The 17,685-nt window shown below is 36.9% G+C and carries 19 protein-coding genes and 1 pseudogene; 10 read left to right on the plus strand and 10 right to left on the minus strand.

Going from position 1 to position 17,685, the window contains the following annotated elements:
• The first annotated feature begins 26 nt into the window (after nucleotides 1-26).
• The 3 genes from AOLE_RS03720 (at nucleotide 27) to AOLE_RS03730 (ending at nucleotide 2,761) form a co-directional block, all read left to right on the plus strand.
• Entirely contained in the window at nucleotides 27-1,217 is a 1,191-nt protein-coding gene (locus tag AOLE_RS03720; RefSeq protein ID WP_013196973.1) for a cupin-like domain-containing protein, read from the plus strand.
• 85 nt (nucleotides 1,218-1,302) lie between these two features.
• Nucleotides 1,303-2,112, plus strand: a complete 810-nt coding sequence (locus tag AOLE_RS03725) for a DUF6502 family protein (protein WP_013196974.1) — start codon at nucleotides 1,303-1,305, stop codon at nucleotides 2,110-2,112.
• Between the two features lie 16 nt (nucleotides 2,113-2,128).
• Nucleotides 2,129-2,761, plus strand: a complete 633-nt coding sequence (locus AOLE_RS03730) for a hypothetical protein (protein WP_013196975.1) — start codon at nucleotides 2,129-2,131, stop codon at nucleotides 2,759-2,761.
• Nucleotides 2,762-2,832: 71 nt separating this feature from the next.
• On the opposite strand, the gene AOLE_RS03735 is transcribed toward AOLE_RS03730, so the two are convergent.
• Nucleotides 2,833-3,213 (minus strand): winged helix-turn-helix transcriptional regulator, encoded by a 381-nt coding sequence (locus tag AOLE_RS03735; RefSeq protein WP_013196976.1) that lies wholly within the window; start codon nucleotides 3,211-3,213, stop codon nucleotides 2,833-2,835.
• Between the two features lie 116 nt (nucleotides 3,214-3,329).
• Between AOLE_RS03735 and AOLE_RS03740 the strand changes: the two genes are divergently transcribed.
• A complete protein-coding gene (locus AOLE_RS03740) occupies nucleotides 3,330-3,890 on the plus strand; it encodes a flavodoxin family protein (protein ID WP_013196977.1) in 561 nt (186 codons plus the stop codon).
• Nucleotides 3,891-3,927: 37 nt separating this feature from the next.
• Here AOLE_RS03740 and AOLE_RS03745 read toward each other — a convergent pair whose 3' ends face one another.
• The 6 genes from AOLE_RS03745 to rpoD form a co-directional block, all read right to left on the minus strand.
• The gene (locus tag AOLE_RS03745; protein ID WP_013196978.1) at nucleotides 3,928-5,313 is read right to left on the minus strand and encodes an APC family permease; all 1,386 of its coding nucleotides are present in this window, start codon (nucleotides 5,311-5,313) and stop codon (nucleotides 3,928-3,930) included.
• A 266-nt stretch (nucleotides 5,314-5,579) separates the two neighbouring features.
• Nucleotides 5,580-6,764: an iron-containing alcohol dehydrogenase gene (locus tag AOLE_RS03750; protein ID WP_004789399.1), complete on the minus strand. Its 1,185-nt coding sequence runs from the start codon at nucleotides 6,762-6,764 to the stop codon at nucleotides 5,580-5,582.
• 1 nt (nucleotide 6,765) lies between these two features.
• Nucleotides 6,766-7,299, minus strand: coding sequence for a hypothetical protein (locus AOLE_RS03755; RefSeq protein ID WP_004789401.1), 534 nt, complete (start codon nucleotides 7,297-7,299; stop codon nucleotides 6,766-6,768).
• A gap of 81 nt (nucleotides 7,300-7,380) precedes the next feature.
• Nucleotides 7,381-8,034, minus strand: a complete 654-nt coding sequence (lipB, locus tag AOLE_RS03760) for a lipoyl(octanoyl) transferase LipB (protein ID WP_004789403.1) — start codon at nucleotides 8,032-8,034, stop codon at nucleotides 7,381-7,383.
• A 205-nt stretch (nucleotides 8,035-8,239) separates the two neighbouring features.
• A complete protein-coding gene (locus AOLE_RS03765) occupies nucleotides 8,240-8,527 on the minus strand; it encodes a YbeD family protein (protein WP_002116017.1) in 288 nt (95 codons plus the stop codon).
• A 97-nt stretch (nucleotides 8,528-8,624) separates the two neighbouring features.
• A complete protein-coding gene (gene rpoD / locus AOLE_RS03770; protein ID WP_005310050.1) occupies nucleotides 8,625-10,508 on the minus strand; it encodes an RNA polymerase sigma factor RpoD in 1,884 nt (627 codons plus the stop codon).
• Between the two features lie 358 nt (nucleotides 10,509-10,866).
• On the opposite strand from rpoD, the gene AOLE_RS03775 reads away from it, so the two are divergent.
• From AOLE_RS03775 to AOLE_RS03785, 3 genes are all read left to right on the plus strand, one after another.
• Complete coding sequence (locus AOLE_RS03775; RefSeq protein WP_002116495.1) at nucleotides 10,867-11,073, plus strand: PA3496 family putative envelope integrity protein; 207 nt, start codon at nucleotides 10,867-10,869, stop codon at nucleotides 11,071-11,073.
• A 74-nt stretch (nucleotides 11,074-11,147) separates the two neighbouring features.
• On the plus strand, nucleotides 11,148-11,672 hold the full coding sequence (locus tag AOLE_RS03780; protein WP_004789407.1) for a YecA/YgfB family protein: 525 nt from the start codon (nucleotides 11,148-11,150) through the stop codon (nucleotides 11,670-11,672).
• Nucleotides 11,673-11,898: 226 nt separating this feature from the next.
• Entirely contained in the window at nucleotides 11,899-13,020 is a 1,122-nt protein-coding gene (locus AOLE_RS03785; protein WP_013196979.1) for a hypothetical protein, read from the plus strand.
• 61 nt (nucleotides 13,021-13,081) lie between these two features.
• Here the strand turns inward: AOLE_RS03785 and trhO are convergent, their stop codons facing one another.
• Nucleotides 13,082-14,014: an oxygen-dependent tRNA uridine(34) hydroxylase TrhO gene (trhO, locus tag AOLE_RS03790; RefSeq protein WP_013196980.1), complete on the minus strand. Its 933-nt coding sequence runs from the start codon at nucleotides 14,012-14,014 to the stop codon at nucleotides 13,082-13,084.
• 111 nt (nucleotides 14,015-14,125) lie between these two features.
• On the opposite strand from trhO, the gene AOLE_RS03795 reads away from it, so the two are divergent.
• Nucleotides 14,126-14,611, plus strand: a complete 486-nt coding sequence (locus AOLE_RS03795; protein ID WP_005310058.1) for a DUF1289 domain-containing protein — start codon at nucleotides 14,126-14,128, stop codon at nucleotides 14,609-14,611.
• Nucleotides 14,612-14,692: 81 nt separating this feature from the next.
• Here AOLE_RS03795 and gltA read toward each other — a convergent pair whose 3' ends face one another.
• Complete coding sequence (gene gltA / locus AOLE_RS03800) at nucleotides 14,693-15,967, minus strand: citrate synthase (protein ID WP_004789414.1); 1,275 nt, start codon at nucleotides 15,965-15,967, stop codon at nucleotides 14,693-14,695.
• Between the two features lie 364 nt (nucleotides 15,968-16,331).
• Nucleotides 16,332-16,412 (minus strand): annotated as a pseudogene (locus tag AOLE_RS20860) (hypothetical protein); the annotation flags it as partial.
• Between the two features lie 497 nt (nucleotides 16,413-16,909).
• On the opposite strand from AOLE_RS20860, the gene sdhC reads away from it, so the two are divergent.
• Together sdhC and sdhD are read left to right on the plus strand one after the other, a co-directional pair.
• Complete coding sequence (gene sdhC / locus AOLE_RS03805; RefSeq protein WP_081399112.1) at nucleotides 16,910-17,311, plus strand: succinate dehydrogenase, cytochrome b556 subunit; 402 nt, start codon at nucleotides 16,910-16,912, stop codon at nucleotides 17,309-17,311.
• A complete protein-coding gene (gene sdhD / locus AOLE_RS03810) occupies nucleotides 17,311-17,676 on the plus strand; it encodes a succinate dehydrogenase, hydrophobic membrane anchor protein (RefSeq protein ID WP_003655454.1) in 366 nt (121 codons plus the stop codon). Before sdhC ends, sdhD begins: the two co-directional genes overlap by 1 nt.
• Nucleotides 17,677-17,685: the final 9 nt, after the last annotated feature.

Here is a 17,685-nt window from a genome sequence, read left to right on the forward strand (position 1 = left end):
AGATCAAATTTGAAAAAAGGTTCAACATGGCAGCTTATAATCAAATTGAAATATTCGAACAAAGCCAAAAATGGTTTGACCAGTTGCCATTAGAATGGAAAAACTGGCTTGAAGAAAATTTAGAAAAAGGGTGTGGAATTGAACAATTAGTCGATGTATTAAAAGCAAATGGATTTGAGCCAAGATTTGAAATGAATGATTTGAAATTTCAGATTTTATCGGATCATGATCAAGAGTGGATAATTGAACAAGTTTTAAATAAGGTCACGTCTGCGGAAATTATAAAAATATTAATAGAGCAGGGGCATGATGGTTTAAAAGTAAAAGAGTATTTAAATAATTTAGAAAATAATCAGTTATATAAGATTTTGAAGAAAAAGTATCATCAACTTAAAAAACGTGAATGGTTAATAGAAACTGTAGATCAATTGGCACAGCTAAACTCTGGCTATAGTGAAGAAATTCCTTCAATTACTGCTCCACAGTTCTCTAGCTTTATAAAAGATTACTATAGTCAACATCGTCCTGTAATTTTAAAAGAAGGAATAGAACATTGGCCAGCTTTGCACAAATGGTCTCCGCAATATTTTGCTTCTAAATTTGGCCTTCATTCAGTTGAAGTTCAGATGAATAGAAATTTAGATGAACAGTTTGAAAGACATTCTCCATCACTAAAACAGAAAATGAAGATGTCAGAATTTGTATCAAAAGTTATGTCAGTTGATGCCAGTAATGATTTTTATATGACTGCAAATAATGCGACCAACAGCCATCAGATGCTTCAAGAACTATTTTTAGATATAGGTGATTTTGCAGAAGGTTATTGTGACTTGGCTTTAAAAGATGAGCGTAGTTTTTTATGGTTTGGACCTAAAGGAACATTTACGCCATTACATCATGATTTAACGAATAATATGTTGGTTCAAATTTATGGACGCAAAAAAGTAACTTTAATTCCTGCCTTGCAAGTTCCTCATCTATATAACGATCATTGGGTGTTTAGCGAATTAAGTAATGCAAAAAAAATTGATTTTGAAAAATATCCTTTGGCAAGATCAATCACTCCAGTGGAATGTATTTTGAATGCTGGGGAAGCTTTGTTTATACCAATTGGTTGGTGGCATAGTGTAGAAAGTTTAGATGTCTCAATCAGTATTTCTTTTACCCATTTTAATGCGCCAAATCATTATGTTGATCGGTTTCCAAAAGAGGTCTAAGAATGAAAATTGCATCTTAAACCGTTCAGTGTGACAATTGCTCGGCCCATACTGTTTTTCAAATATGAAGGAAAATTGTTACCCTATGACCACACTCCAAACGAACAATGCAGAACTTAATCAGAAGCAGGTATTAATGTTAATGGAATACCTGACGCAATGGTTAATTCGTTCAGGAGTGGGATATAACGACTTTGTGACTGCTTTGAAACCTGTTTTCTATCAACAGGCTTTAACTGAGCTAGAGCGTATAGAACAAAAGCCAACTGATTCAGCGGTCAGTTTACTTTCAGGGTTACATCGCAAAGATGTGAATGCCTTTAAAAAGGCGATGCAGGCTGGGCAGCCTTTAACAGAAGCAAAAGTAGCAGAGCCCGTAAGTGTTCCTGCTCGGGTGATTGGCTTGTGGCTTGCAGAGGGATTGGCAGAAAAAATTCCTTTTATTAGCGAAGATCAGATTAGCTTTGAAAGTTTGGTAAAGAAAGTTTCAACTGAAAAACACCCAAGATCTATTTTGAATGAACTTGAGCGTCTGAACATTGTGAAAGAACAAGATGGCCTTGTGGTGTTGCAGCAGCGTAGTTTTATGCCTGATGTTGAGCAATTCGAAGTTCGAAAATTATTAACGAATAACTTAGAGGCACATTTAGCTGCTGGAGTTCATAATTTATTTCAACCAGAAAAAGAACCCTATTTAGAACAAGCAATTTTTGCTGATGAACTAACAGATGAATCGATCACTTTACTTAAAGAAGCAAGTTTACGCTTGTGGGAAGATCTATCATTACAAGTACTCAAGTTAGCCATTGAACGTTGTGCACTCGATGAAGGAAAAGAGGGTGCAACCAAAATTTTCCGTTTCGGAGCTTATCAATATGATGAAAATAACTTATAAAAAATTAATAATATCCATGAGTTTCATTTTGATGGGTGGTCTTTTGACTGCTTGTGGAGAGGATTTATTCGCGGGTGGTGCCAGTTTAGGTGGATCGGGAAATCCGACTAAACCCGGTAAACCAGGTGATTATGAAACACCTGCCGATGGTGAGAAAGGTGACTCAAAAGATAATGAAATCTGGTTACCTGCGCCTGTTGAAGATGACTGTAATGGCTTGCATCGTAAATTACAGTTCCTGAATAATGTAACGCGTGAACCCATCGAAAAAGAAACAGTTTTTAAATATGCACAGCAGTTAACTTTAAATGGCACAATTGCATTGCAGATTACTCAAACTAATAAGGGATTAGAGAAAATACAAGAACGACAACCTGCATGTTATGTGCCTTTAGAACTCTATTTATTTGGAAATACTAAACGTTCTTATCCAGAAAATGAGTGTAAAGAGACTCAAACTTACGAATATCAGCCTAATGAAACCAAAACTTTCATTGTCAATTATCCTGCATTTGAAGTCATGAATGGTACTTGGAAATATGGTCTAGAAAGCATCTATTTGAAAAATGAGCAGGAGTTAAAACAATGCGAACCTTTAACTATTCAATTTAAAATAAGTGTGCCACCTGAACCGATTAAAATTAATTAAGTTGAGCGGCTTTTAAGCTAAGAAAAAAGCCTAATCGATCAAGTTCAATAAAATTTTAAAGGATTCTTGGGTTAAGCTTGCTCTAGCACTTTTTCATCATAAGTCATTTGAGCTGCTAAAACTTGCTCAATATTGGTTTCGGCCCATTCCTTTAATTGGAATGCCATTGAAGCTACATTTTGCCCTAAAGCGGTAAGTGAGTAATCAACACGAATTGGGGATGTATTCTGAATTTTACGCTCAATAAAACCGTCTCTCTCCAGCATTTTTAACTTCTGTGATAAGACTTTAGGGGAGATACCTTGAATATTCTTTTTGAGCAAATTGAAGTGCTGAGTTTCTTCCTCAAGAACATTTAAAATCAATAAAACCCATTTATCTGCAATTTTTTCAAAAAATAAACGAGCAGGGCAATGTTGTTGAAAAATATTATATTTTAGACATTCATTCATACCATTTACCTATAATTTCTTGAAAAATTACCCTAGTTACCAACTAGTAACTAATTGACACCTAGTTTCTAAAATATATCATAAAGTGGAATTTAATAAAACAAAGGTTTGCTCCCATGTCTAACTCTAATATCGCGGTTGTATATTTCTCTGGTTATGGCCACACTAAAGTCGTGGCTGAAACGTTTGCAAACGAAATTAATGCTCAGCTCATCCAAATTGATCAAGAGGGAAATATTACTGATCAAGATTGGCAGACATTAAATGATGCGAAGGGGATTGTTTTTGGTGCGCCTACTTATATGGGTACAGCGCCATGGCAGTTTAAAAAGTTTGCTGATGCAACTTCAAAAGTGTGGTTTACACGTGGTTGGCAAGATAAAGTATTTGCAGGTTTTACAAACAGTGCGAGCTTAAATGGTGATAAGCAAGTAACTCTTATTCAACTGCAAACTTTAGCATCACAGCATGGTGGCATTTGGGTGAGTCTTGGTTTATTGCCAGCAAATACGAAAGATGCAACACGTGAAGATGTAAACAACTTAGGTGGTTCGGTAGGGCTTTTAGTTCAATCTCCTTCGGATGCAAGTGTGGAAGAGGTTCCGACAGGTGATCTTGAAACAGCAAAACTTTATGCTCAACGTGTACAAGGCATTGTAAATAAAATTTTTGGTTAATTTGACCATAAAAAAGGCGCTTTAAGCGCCTTTTTTATTACTCATGTTCATTATGCTGTGGAGCATTATATTTAAAGCCTTTGGTTTTATAGGCCAAATAACCTACACCAATAACGGCCCAAGCTAAGCCAATTTGTAAGGCAAGCTTATCAATCTCTAACCACATCATAAACACACTGGCAAAACCAAGTGTTGGTATAGCAATATAATTAATGATGTCTTTAAGCGTTTTATTCTTGCCGTCTCTTAATGCATAGCGAGAAACTACAGAGAAGTTAACAAAACTAAAAGCAGTTAAAGCACCAAAACTAATCAAGTTAACAATATGTTCAAGATCTAGAAAACCAGCAGATAAAGCAACCACACCAACAATAAGAATGTTGTAAGTTGGAGTATGCAATTTTGGACTGATATGACCAAATAATTTCTTGTTGATGACCCCATCGCGCCCCATCACATACATTAAGCGTGATACACCCGCATGTGCAGAAATACCTGATGCCATCACAGCGACTACAGCAAAATATAAAACCAAAGTTTTAAACATCAAACTACCAATCGCAGCGACCATCACAGGTTGTGATTCATCTAAAGGATTGAAGTAAGTGTTTGGATTGCTTGGGAAATATAATTGGATGAAGTAAGTACTTACAATGAAAATAATACCTGCAAGTAATGCTGTAGAAAAAATAGCTTTTGGTAGCGTTTTTTCTGCATCTTTTGTTTCTTCAGCAAGAGACGATAAGGCATCAAATCCGGTAAAAGAGAAGCAGAGTACGGTCGCGCCAGCAATTAAAGAACTGACAGATGTCATATCGTTCCAAAAAGGAGTTAATGACCACAATGCTGCTTTATCTGGATTTAAAGTTCCATCTGCATATACACCTTGAGTAAGTAAGATATATACTTGATAAACAAAATAAAAAATTACGCCAAGCTGAATAACAACAATCGTACTGTTAAAACGTGCAACGAACCGTGCACCAAATAAATTAATAACAGTCATGAGCGTTGTTAAACCAATTACCCATAACCAGTTATTTACTTCTGGAAAAAGAGCTCTTAGATAAATATCTGCCAAGATAATATTAACAAGCGGTGACAGTAGATAGTCTAACCAAGAAGACCAACCCACCATAAAGCCAACATTAGGATGAATTGATTTTTGAGCATACGTATAGGCCGACCCAGAAGAAGGGTAGCGCTTAATCATATGTCCATAACTGATCGATGTTAATAAGATTGCGACTAATGCAAAAATGTAGGAAGTTGGTACATGACCACCACTTCGTTCTGACACTAAACCAAAAGTATCAAATAACGTTAATGGCTGAATATAAGCTAAACCAATAATAACAATATGCCAAAGTACAAGATTCTTTTGAAGCTTGCCTGTTGGTTTAGTCCCAGATAAATTTGTCAACGGCGTTATCCTCATAATCGTTGATCAAGGATCAGCTTGGTGTTAAGGATCGTTTGAGACGAACGATCCCCCCTACAGAAAAAGATAAAGTGCGCCAATCTATCCTAAATTGATATAAATTGTCAGTACTTTCATCTATTTTTTAGCAATTTTTTTGCCATATGTTTCAAATAAAATAATCAATAAAAATGCTTAGTGATAAAAAAGGTCTGATTCAATATATAAATCAGACCTTTATGGAGTTTCTTGGAGTTTAACTTATCGAATTACCAAGCTTTTTCTAAGATATCTCGGATATCTTTTAAGCTTGCTTCTTTCGGGTTGTAAATAATTGAGCCATCATTTAGTGCTTTTTCTGCAACTTCATCAAGCTGAGCTTCAGTTACTTTACCTGTTTCACGTAGAGTGCGTGGTAACTTTGTTAAAGTAAATAGGCGATCACGCATTGCTAAGATAGTCGTAATTGCTCTATCTGCACGCTGGGTTGCAGGCGTTTGTGCATAAATATCTGCACCAGCAAGTGGTAATAGTAACTCACCAATTTTCTGACCATTTACTTGTTTATTATATTCAAGTACATAAGGTAAGAATAAATTCATGCATAGACCGTGGGGTAGATGAGCAACAGCACCTAAAGCATGTCCTAAAGAGTGAACTAAGCCGACCATTGAATTAGAAAATGCAATACCCGCCATTGTTGAAGCTTGAGCTAACTCTAAGCGGCCTTGTGAGTCATTTGGGTTTTCTAAGACATTAAAGAGATTTTCACTAATCTTTTTAATTCCGGCACTTGCATAAGCATCGCTCAATGGATTGGCAGCCATACATGTATAGGCTTCAACACAATGCGTTAATGCATCCATACCAGTCATTGCAGTTAAATGAGGCGGTAATGTAAGCGTCATGCGTGGATCTAAAATCGCTGCATGTGGCATTAAATAATAAGAAGCAAATGCTAACTTAACATTCTTTTGAGTATCTGAAACCACTGCAACCATGGTTACTTCAGAACCAGTGCCAGAAGTTGTTGGAATCACAAAAAATGGTTTTAATGGCTTCGGTAGGTTATGAGCACCTGCATATTGCAATAAGTCATTTCCACCTTCAGAAACTAAAATATTAGTTGCTTTAGAAGTGTCTATGACTGAGCCACCACCTACAGCAATGATCGCATCACATTTGTTTGCTCGATAAGCTTCTGCTGCAAGGCGAACGACCTCTAAACTCGAGTCGGGTGGTACATCATCAAAAACATGGCCAATGACAGCATCAGTTGTACTAAATGCAGCCTCAATCGGATTTAATAAGCCATTTGCGCGTACACCCTTATCGGTAATGATAAGAGGGCGTTTTGCACCTAAAGTTGCAAGCTCAAACGGAATATGTTCTAGCGCAGCATTACCAGCAATGACTTTTACAGGACAAAAGAATTCGTAATATGGTTTGGCCATGTTATGCGCTCCGCTTGAAATAGGACTTGGCTACTTTTAGGTAAATATTTGCAGCCTCGTTGAATTTTTCTTTTAGGCTAAGTTCGGTTGGGTATTCTTTGACTGCTAGTGAAGCAACCAATTTAGGTAAAATAAGGGCTTCCATTTTATTTAGGCAGCGTACTAAGCGGATAGCAGCAGATACATCACCATCGGCAATCATTCGGTCATTGGCAAATGCTTGAGCAGTACTTTCTTGAAAAGAAAACACCAAAAAGGCATGAGTGACGTGTTTGAATGTAATCGTTAAGTCTGGTTTTCTTTCAGCTCTTTGAAGTAGTTCTAACTGTTTGTCTTCTGTCACTCGAGCAAAAAATGCTGGTCCATTCGGGAAAACATTCATTGAAAGTACAAAGTGAACAGGAAACTTAGATACTTCCTCTTGTATTTCAGTGTCCACTTGACTTGCCATGACCAAGCCACGACCAATAACATCCATCATGAGCTTAACGTAGGCAAGTTGCAGAGTCGGCTTTACCGCTTTTGTTGAAATCACTCGCGTATCCCTTGTTAAAATTATGCGAAAGCAAATTTAGAGTAATTACTCTAATCCATTTTTATTTCATCGCAAAGCGATTTATTCATATTTGACTTTAGGGTCATTAAAGTACCCAGTACTATTAATATACTCAATAAAGTCCTGACAAAGTTGACCAAATGATGGATAAGGAGTCACTAAATCTTGTATACGTACCATTTCTAAGCCTGCATAGCCGCAAGGGTTGATGGTCTGGAATCCATCTAAGGCACAGTCTAAGTTTAATGCTAATCCATGATAACTACGACCACGACGAATTTTAAAACCTAAAGAACCAATCTTACGACCATCTACATATACTCCAGGTGCATCGGGCTTGGCATAAGCTTCAATTCCATATTTTTTTAAAACATCTATCATGAATTGTTCAGCAAAACTGACCAAAGTACGTACGTTCCATTTTAGCCGATTAAGATCAAACATGAAGTAAGCAACAAGCTGACCAGGCCCATGCCAAGTCACTTGCCCGCCACGATCAGTTTGTACGACTGGAATATTTGATGAAATTAGGATGTGTTCTGGTTTACCAGCTTGACCTTGTGTTAAGACATTATGATGTTGAAGTAACCATAACTCATCAGGCGTATCTTGATCACGCTCGTTTGTTAAGAGTTTCATGGTTTCAAACTTGCTTTGATAATCTTGTAAATCGTTCCATTGGCGAATGATCAAGTTAGGTTTATCAAGGCTCATCACAATATTTTCCTATAAGTTGGTTTCTGCGGCACCCAGTTAATATCTGCAAGATAGAAGCCGAAAACCCTGTAATTTTAAAGGATTTTATAATAGGGTTTCTAAATATTTGTATTGTTTTTTCACTGTTTGATAGCTTAAAAATTTCTCAAAAAAATACCACAGTAAGAGTGTCTGACTGTGGTATTGATTGAAGAACTTAAAATTAAAGCGCAGTTCTAATCTGCGGGCAAGCAGCTAAGTCAGCATAAAGTGCATGAACTTGTTCTAATTCTTCAAAGCGCAATTGTGCTGTTAAAGAATGATACTTGCCGGTGCGAGATTCTTGAACTTTTAATGTTGAGTGGTCGAAGTCTGGGAAATGTTTCACCAAAATATCGACTACAGCAACACGTAATTCTTCACCCGCATCGCCAATAAGTTTAATTGGATAATCCATCGGAAATACCCAAAGATGTTCTTGTAGTTCGCGAGATGGAGTGCGGTCTAACATAAGTTACCTCATGATTTGAAACGCCTGCATTATCGCAGGCGTTTATAGCTCTTTCTATTAAATGGGGCTTGGTTTTGAAATTTCAAGCCTTCAAAACTTAGTCATTTTCCAAGAAAGAACGTAAGTGTTCAGAACGAGAAGGGTGGCGTAATTTACGCAATGCTTTCGCTTCAATCTGACGAATACGTTCACGTGTTACATCAAACTGCTTACCCACTTCTTCTAGGGTGTGATCGGTTGGCATATCAATACCAAAACGCATCTTCAATACTTTTGCTTCACGTTCAGTTAAGTTTTCCAATACTTCGCGTGTTGCTTCTTTTAAGCCTTCTGAAGTCGCAGCATCAATTGGAGAAGTGATGTTTTGATCCTCAATGAAATCACCAAGATGCGAATCTTCATCATCACCAATAGGTGTTTCCATTGAAATCGGTTCTTTGGCAATTTTAAGTACCTTACGAACCTTAACTTCGTCCATTTCTAAACGTTCACCTAATTCTTCAGGTGTTGGTTCACGGCCCATTTCTTGTAACAATTGACGAGATACACGGTTGATCTTGTTAATCGTTTCAATCATATGTACTGGAATACGAATTGTACGAGCCTGATCGGCAATCGAACGGGTAATCGCCTGACGAATCCACCAAGTTGCATAAGTCGAGAATTTATAACCACGACGATATTCAAACTTGTCTACAGCTTTCATCAAACCAATGTTCCCTTCTTGAATCAAGTCAAGGAACTGTAAACCACGGTTGGTATATTTCTTCGCAATCGAAATTACCAAACGAAGGTTGGCTTCTACCATTTCTTTCTTAGCACGGCGTGCTTTCGCTTCGCCAATCGCCATACGCTTAGAAATATCTTTAATTTCAGCAACGCTTAAACTAAGTTCTTTCTCAATATCTGCAATTTTTTGCTGGAATGCTAAAACATCTGGGCGAACTTTTTCTAAATGCGCCTTGATTTCAGCAGGAGCTTTAGCAATTTGTTCATCTAACCAAGCTGGATTAGATTCTTGCTTAGGGAAAGATGTACGGAATTGAGTACGGTCCATACGGCCACGACGTACTGCATAACGCATGATTTCACGTTCATTGGCACGAATTTGTTCATGTGTGCCACGAATCATTTCAGAAATGATATCGAATAAACGTGGTGTAAATTTAAACATCATGAACACAGTAGCTAAAGCTTCTAAAGCTTCGTCTGCTTCAGGGCTGTTACGGCCATGTTTCTCAATAATACCTTTTGTTTTAGTCCATGCAGATTCAAGTTCATTAAAGCGAATTTTTGCAACTTCAGGGTCTGGACCAGACTCACCTTCAGAATCATCGTCGCTTTCTGACTCTTCATCTTCTTCGTCATCGTCAAGCTTAACTTCTTTTGCTGGTGTAGCTGGCGCATCATCTTCTTCAAGTTCTGTTTCTTCTTCTAGAACTTCAGGAATATCTTCGTCAGTTTCCGGGTCAAGATAGCCAGATAAAATATCGGCAAGGCGACGTTCGCCAGTCAAGAAATCATTATATTCTTTTAATACAACTTCAACAGCATTTGGCCAGTACGCAATTGAGTTAAGGACATCACGGATTCCTTCTTCAATACGTTTTGCAATGCTGATTTCACCTTCACGGGTTAACAGTTCAACTGTACCCATTTCACGCATGTACATACGTACAGGATCTGTCGTACGTCCAGGCTCATTTTCAACCGATGCAAGTACGGCAGCAGCTTCTTCTTCAGCAACTTCATCGGCTGTGTCAGTTGACTCACCGAACATGGTATCGTCAGATTCAGGTGCACGCTCGTGTACAGGAATACCAACGTCTTGAAGCATTTGAATAATGTCTTCAATCTGTTCGCTTTCAGTAATCGAGTCCGGCAGATGATCGTTAACCTCAGCGTAAGTTAAGTAACCTTGTTCTTTGCCTCGGCTAATCAGAGCCGCTACTTGAGAAGTAGGGGAATGCATATCGCTCATCTTTGCTTACTCTTCGTTGAATCTGTGGCAGTGAAAAACCGTGCATGATAGCACAATTTGCTTGAAATGTTTTGGGTTTGATCGGTAACCGTTAAATAAAAAATATCTTTGAATTCACGTCTGTTTTTTGAATATTGGGCTAAAATCATTTTTTTCAAGCTTAAATCATCGAAAAGATCATAGAATTTTTTCTTGATCAAAAAAATAGTTGAGTTTTATAAATACACAATTTTTCGGGTGAAAAAAAGTACAAATATGCAGTTTAATGAAAAAAATATAAATAAAACTTGACATGATTCTGTAAGAGAGATAAATAGCGCCTAGACCCATTCACATTTTTTCATTAGAGGTAGTTTTAGTGTCTTCTACAGATTTTGAACTAGATGATAACTACGGTGATGATGATGATGTCGGTTTTGATGAGTCATCAGGCAAAATCACTGCGAAAGAATCATTAGAAAAACGTAGATTAATTGATGATCTATTGGCTCAACGCCGTTTAGAGCGTGAGTTGAAAGATTTTGATTATGATTTAGACGATGATGATCTTGATGATGAAGACTAATCAAATCTGAATAGGGCATCGTCAGCTTAAATGCTATGCTATCGTGGATTTCTTTTTTATAGTCAGGTAACACAATGAGTGCGTTAGATTTAGACCAATTAAGTGAATATCTAGATGGAGACCACAATGAGTATGGTCTAGATTTCGCTGCAACTCATGGTTTTCTGTGTGCAATTGCAGTAGGCCCTCAGTTTGACCGTTGGTTAGATGAGCTGTTTGATAATAACCATAAAAAGGTTCCTGCTGAAATTATTCAGCAAATCAAGGCGTGGTTAGAGTCAATTCGACAAGACTTAGCAAATGAGAATGGAATTGTATTTCCATTTGAAATTGAAGAAGCTGATGTTGAATCTAGCTTAGGCGACTGGAGTGTGGGATTTGTTGATGCGATGTTCTTAAATGAAGAGGCATGGTTTGCCCCTGAACATGAAGAACAATTAATTGATTTAACTTTACCAATGATGGTATTTAGTGGAATTGATGAAGAAGATCCGCAGATGGAATCTTTCCGTCGTAATGGACAGTTAATGGATGAACTGGCAGAAGAAATTCCAGATAATTTGAATGAATTATATTTGATGTACCATACTCCAAATTAATTTATTAGAAGAAATAATAAATAACGTCCTTTCTAGGGCGTTTTTTATTACCTGAATTTTTAACAGGTAATTGAGTGTAATAATATTTTTACATTAATTTTATTTATATATAATATTTATTGTTATTTTAATGATTATGCTTTTAATAGAGTTTAATTTACCTATCATCATGTATTAGTCCATGATCGATATAAAAATCTTTAGTGTTATAACAATGCGATTTAATATGAATATAATTTGTAAAATTAGTGGCTTACTCTCAGTAATATTGCTTACAGCTTGTGGTGGTGAAAATAGTAACAGTGTTATTGAAGCGAAAATTTCACAATCTAATCAAAATGAAGTTACTTATAAATTAATCTCTGGTACAGCATTTTCAACTTCTGCTTTGAATGGTGCAAATGTAACAGCAATTTGTAAAGATGGAATCGGTTTTAAAAATACTGTAAATGTTAATACCCAAGGTAAGTGGCAAGGTGAAGTAGACAATAGTAAGTTTCCTTGTCGTTTACAGGTAAAAGCTAATGGACAAAGCTACTATAGTTATGTTGAGCGTGAGGGTAATGTAAATATTAATCCGCTTACGGATATGGTCGTTGCGTATGCCAGTAACCAAGTTCCTGCAACGTGGTATCAATCTGGAACCATGGCTACAGAAAAGTTAAATTCTGCAAATTCTGCCTTGGTAACTGAACTTATTAAAAAGGGGTACAGTGTTAATAATGATGTGGATCTATTTAATGCTGAGATGAAAGCAAATAGCCCTATTTATCAAGCTATTCAAGAGTTATTGGAAGCTATTAAGAATAATAGAAATATTAAAGACTATGATGCACTATTAATGTTAATTAAAGATGGAAATTTATCTCAATTACCTAAGAAAGTTGATATTTTGAATAACTCAATACCAATGATTTTTAATTTTAATACGAATGCCTGTCAAATACTTCCTGCATTAGAGAATATGCAGCAATACAATAAATGTTCAGATAAGGTTATTAATAATTTCATTGAAAGTAATTTGGTGGCTGCCGACTCAGATGAAAAGTGTGTTTTGGTAAAACAAGGTAATAAAGTGAGTTTAACCAAAGGGAATCAAACAGTATCAGCATTATTGGATCAAGAACAAGAAGATGGAATGAGCTTTACTTTTGATGAGGGTGAGTTAGATATTGTAGATATTGTAATTAATACAGGACCTTATACAGATATTAATACCTATAGTCAGATTGGATTAGACTTTTCTAATGATGGGAAGTTAAGAGCTGTTGTTGGGAAATCTCCAACTGTTGCACCAATGAATTGTGTAAGTATGGAGTTTAAGAAAATTATGGAGCAGTATAAATAATATTGATTTTTAATAGATTCATTAGGTGGAAGAGGAGGATCATTTGATCCTCCTCTTTTTATTACAAGCGTTTACGCTTTGCAGCTGCAATTTGCGACTGGCGCATACGGAAACCAGCTTTTTGTTTTTCAGTTGTCTTGTCGATGCAATACACACATGAAACACCATGTTCATAACTCGTTAAAGCTGACTCTTCAGGAGTTAATGGCCAACCACAAGCATGACATTTAATATTTACGCCTTCCTCAACGCCATGAGTTACAGCAGTACGTCCGTCAAATACGAAACATTCGCCTTCCCATAAACTTTCATCAGCAGGGGTTTCTTCTAGGTATTTAAGGATACCGCCTTTGAGATGGTAAACCTCTTGGAAGCCTTCTTGAAGAAGTAAAGATGTTGATTTTTCACAGCGAATACCGCCTGTGCAGAACATCGCAATTTTTTTATCTTTATGTTGCTCTAGCTCTTTTTTGACATATTCTGGGAACTCACGGAATGTCTCAGTTTTCGGGTCGATTGCACCTTTGAAAGTACCCGCCTTATATTCATAATCATTACGCGTATCGATTAAAATTACATCATCACGTGCAATTAAATCATTCCATTCTTTTGGATCAAGGTAGTGGCCCACTAGGTCGCGGGGTTTAACCTCAACACCTAAAGTCACAATCTCTTCTTTAAGTTTAATTTTCATTTTACGGAAAGGTTTGTCAGAACTATGGGATTCTTTGTATTCCATAGAAGTAAAACCTTCATTAAGCAAAAATTGATAGAGACTATCAATTGCTACACGATCGCCCGCAACAGTACCATTAATTCCTTCACCTGCTACAATCAGAGTTCCACAAAGGTTAATTGTTTTCACTAAGTCTAATAGACGTTGCTGAAGATCTGCAGGATCTTGAACTTCTTTAAATTGATATAGTGCTGCAACAACCCAACCCGCGGTCGCTTGCTGTTCTACAGGTGCAAGCTGTTCTACAGTAGCGTTCATGGAAAACTCCAAATGTATTAAGATATAAATTTAAGGCGCATATTTTAGCGCGAAAATGTGTAATAAGCGAGAAAACCATAAAAAGTATATGGTTTATTTAAGGAGTTTGTTTTGAGTAATGATCATCGAATGCTCTCTCTCACCCCATGTGCAGGGCGTTGTTCAACAGTTTTTGGTGATCAGGTGTGCCGTGGTTGTCGCCGTTTTAACCATGAAGTGATTCAATGGAATACTTATACAGCAGAGCAACGCTTGGCTGTGTGGAAGCGCTTAGATGATCAGTTGAATCAAATCCTAGTACCTATGTTGCCTCATGCGAACTTGCAGCATGTAGAGGGATTTATTTTAAGTAAGCGTGTTCGGTTGATGGAAGGGGCGAGTAAAGGTCGCAAGCTTTATCATGCTTTGAAAATATGTGAAAAAAATAAGCATCTGGCAACAGAAAGTGGTTTGGGTATTTCAGAACCTCAAGTCAAAACAATATGGGTTGAATTTGAAAGACGTGTTCTAGCTTTGGCTAAAGCGAGTTATGAATTGGCTTGGTTGAGGGCTGATGGAATTAGTCATCATTTATTAAGTGTGTTTGATGAAGAATAAGTTTTTAAATTGAATTGAAAATACCCCAATAAAAAAGCTGCCAGAAGACAGCTTTTTTATCATTAATTGTTCTTTCGAATATTAACGTTTGATGTCGCGCTGAGTTGGGCCAGTGTAAAGCTGACGAGGACGACCGATTTTGTATGGTGCGCTGTGCATTTCTAACCAGTGGCTGATCCAACCTACTGTACGTGCAAGAGCAAAGATTACTGTAAACATTTCTGTTGGGATACCAATCGCTTTAAGGATGATACCTGAGTAGAAGTCTACGTTAGGGTAAAGTTTACGTTCAACAAAGTACGGGTCGTTCAATGCAATACGTTCAAGTTCCATAGCAAGCGCTAATTGAGGATCATTGATATTTAATGCTTCAAGAACTTCGTCACAAGTTTGTTTCATGACTTTAGCACGTGGGTCGAAGTTTTTGTACACACGGTGACCGAAGCCCATGAGTTTAACTTCTTTACGTTTTACTTTTTCCATGAACTCAGCAACGTTTTCTACACTGCCGATTTCATCAAGCATCTTAAGAACAGCTTCGTTTGCACCACCGTGAGCAGGTCCCCAAAGCGCAGAAATACCTGAAGAGATACATGCGTATGGGTTTGCACCAGTAGAACCAGCAAGACGTACTGTAGATGTCGAAGCATTTTGTTCGTGATCAGCGTGAAGCGTGAAGATACGATCCATTGCACGAGCAAGAACAGGATTTACTTTGTAATCACGGTCAGCAGGAGTAGCAAACATCATGTGTAAGAAGTTTTCCGCGTAATTTAAGTCATTACGTGGATAGATGAATGGTTGACCTACTGTGTATTTGTAACTCCAAGCAGCAAGCGTTGGAATTTTTGCAATTAGACGAATCGCAGTGATTTCACGGTGATTGATGTCTTCAATGTCAAGGTTGTTGTGATAGAACGCAGATAATGCACCAACAACACCAACCATGATTGCCATAGGATGAGCATCACGACGGAAACCATTGAAGAAACGGCTAACTTGGTCGTGAACCATAGTGTGAGCACGAACTTTGGCATCAAATTCTGTTTTTTGTTCAGCAGTTGGGAGCTCGCCATTTAATAATAAATAACAAGTTTCAAGATAGTCTGCTTGAGTTGCTAACTGGTCGATTGGGTAACCGCGGTGTAATAAAATACCTTTGTCACCATCAATGAACGTAATTTTAGACTCGCATGCAGCTGTCGCCATAAAACCAGGATCGAAAGTAAAATGACCTTCTTTCAATATGCTGCTGACATCAATTACATCTGGACCTAAAGTGCCACTGTAGATTGGTAAACCAATTTCTTTGCCATCAAGATGTAATACGGCTTTTTTGCCATTTGCTTCAGACATTCAATAGATCTCCTGTCCTGGTGAATGTTGATCTGACTCGAAATCCTAATGTTCTCATGTGCGAATCAGACGGTGTCAAAATTTGCTATAAGATTAGTGAGTACTGAAATTTTGTCAATTATACTTATGGATAAAAAATAACGTTCTCACAGAGAGTTAGTCATCAAGACCCGAGCAAAAAAGTCAGTAAAATCACTGCATCGGGATGGTATAATAAGTCAATTCAACAACAACGTGCAGAAAAAAAATGAAGTATCAGTACAATTGTAAGCAAATTTTTAAATTAAGATTGGGAGTGGTAAGTCGGTAGAAAATGCCAATCCAATTAAAAAAATCATAAAACTCATGGTGTAATTTAAAATTGCTAATCAAAAAAAACTCTATTTTTATTTAGTTGTAACAAAGAATGTTGATGTTTTTTTAAGTTTAATTGTATAAAAAATAGCTAATTGAACAGCTTTAAAATAATTAAAAATTTTATTTTCAATAAAAATTGCTTTCTCAAATGTATTTTAGATTGACTGATTTGTATTGAATCGAACTAACTTCACTTAGTTGAATTGTAGCTTTTATTGAAAATATGACCAGTTACTAACATTTTTCTATTTATATGATGAATTTATGACTTTATCTTTAGTCTAAAGTTTGCTTATTTAAAAGAAATTGCAGAAAAAATGAAATTAAATAAAAAGTTATTTTAAACAATAACATGATGGAACTCTGCATGCCATTTTAACAGGGTTAATAGGGTGATATCATTGTTAATGATTCTTATTTAATTGTTTTTTGCTTAAATGGGAAAGTGGATTGTTTGTATTTTGATACTTCGCGTTTTATAATTCAGTGTCGTTTATAGGTTAGGCATGAGCTGTGCTTGCCTAACAATGCCAGCTTTCCTTGGAATTAATTCAACAAACTCCGGTCGGAGTTTCTACCTACAGGATGCCCGCTGTGAAAAGCAACAGACCTGTCAATTTGTCCATGGGTCAGGTGTTAGCGGTAAATTTACGCTCACCCGTGGCTATTGCATCAATTTTACACCGTTTATCAGGTGTCATCGTTTTCTTATTAGTACCAGTTCTATTATGGATTTTAGATAAATCATTATCTTCACCAGAAGGATTTGACTACGTTAAAAATGTCGTGTTTGGAAATATCCTTGTACGTTTTATCGTTTGGGTATTTGTAGCCGGCTTGTTATTCCACTTTATTGCTGGAGTAAAGCACTTACTTGCAGATTTAGGTTTTGCTGAAGAACTGCAAAGTGGTCGTATAGCAGCGACAATTTCATTGATCTTATCTGTGGTAGCTATTATCGCAGCCTTTATATGGATTATGTTCTAATGAAAAGTGCTACAGGTTTAACTGGTTCAGGTTCTCGTGATTGGTTTATCCAGCGTGTAAGTGCGGTTGTACTTGCAGCCTATACTGTTGTTCTTTTGGGTTGGATTCTCTGCAAAGGTGGATTTGACTATCAACAATGGGCTGGTTTCATGATGACATTACCAATGAAGATTTTCTCTTTATTGGCAATTTTATCGCTTATCGCACACGCATGGATTGGTATGTGGCAAGTTTTTACTGACTATGTCACTACTCGTCAAATGGGTCCTTCAGCGAAAGGTTTACGCCTTGTACTGACGACGGCTGTCATTATTGCAGTGTTTGTGTACGCAATCTGGGGTATCCAGATTTTCTGGGCGAATTGATAGGAAGAC

Origin of the sequence: Acinetobacter oleivorans DR1 (genome assembly GCF_000196795.1) — a bacterium.
Taxonomy (GTDB): domain Bacteria; phylum Pseudomonadota; class Gammaproteobacteria; order Pseudomonadales; family Moraxellaceae; genus Acinetobacter; species Acinetobacter oleivorans.

What these genes read in the sequence shown, in the direction of transcription:
- sdhC (WP_081399112.1), top strand. Translation starts at nt 16,910, where the DNA reads ATGCCCGCTGTGAAAAGCAACAGACCTGTCAATTTGTCCATGGGTCAG.
- AOLE_RS03730 (WP_013196975.1), top strand. Translation starts at nt 2,129, where the DNA reads ATGAGTTTCATTTTGATGGGTGGTCTTTTGACTGCTTGTGGAGAGGAT.
- AOLE_RS03765 (WP_002116017.1), bottom strand. Translation starts at nt 8,527, where the DNA reads ATGTTAGACCGCACTCCATCTCGCGAACTACAAGAACATCTTTGGGTA.
- AOLE_RS03785 (WP_013196979.1), top strand. Translation starts at nt 11,899, where the DNA reads ATGAATATAATTTGTAAAATTAGTGGCTTACTCTCAGTAATATTGCTT.
- AOLE_RS03750 (WP_004789399.1), bottom strand. Translation starts at nt 6,764, where the DNA reads ATGGCCAAACCATATTACGAATTCTTTTGTCCTGTAAAAGTCATTGCT.
- sdhD (WP_003655454.1), top strand. Translation starts at nt 17,311, where the DNA reads ATGAAAAGTGCTACAGGTTTAACTGGTTCAGGTTCTCGTGATTGGTTT.
- lipB (WP_004789403.1), bottom strand. Translation starts at nt 8,034, where the DNA reads ATGAGCCTTGATAAACCTAACTTGATCATTCGCCAATGGAACGATTTA.
- AOLE_RS03720 (WP_013196973.1), top strand. Translation starts at nt 27, where the DNA reads ATGGCAGCTTATAATCAAATTGAAATATTCGAACAAAGCCAAAAATGG.
- AOLE_RS03740 (WP_013196977.1), top strand. Translation starts at nt 3,330, where the DNA reads ATGTCTAACTCTAATATCGCGGTTGTATATTTCTCTGGTTATGGCCAC.
- AOLE_RS03780 (WP_004789407.1), top strand. Translation starts at nt 11,148, where the DNA reads ATGAGTGCGTTAGATTTAGACCAATTAAGTGAATATCTAGATGGAGAC.
- AOLE_RS03735 (WP_013196976.1), bottom strand. Translation starts at nt 3,213, where the DNA reads ATGAATGAATGTCTAAAATATAATATTTTTCAACAACATTGCCCTGCT.
- rpoD (WP_005310050.1), bottom strand. Translation starts at nt 10,508, where the DNA reads ATGAGCGATATGCATTCCCCTACTTCTCAAGTAGCGGCTCTGATTAGC.
- gltA (WP_004789414.1), bottom strand. Translation starts at nt 15,967, where the DNA reads ATGTCTGAAGCAAATGGCAAAAAAGCCGTATTACATCTTGATGGCAAA.
- trhO (WP_013196980.1), bottom strand. Translation starts at nt 14,014, where the DNA reads ATGAACGCTACTGTAGAACAGCTTGCACCTGTAGAACAGCAAGCGACC.
- AOLE_RS03725 (WP_013196974.1), top strand. Translation starts at nt 1,303, where the DNA reads ATGACCACACTCCAAACGAACAATGCAGAACTTAATCAGAAGCAGGTA.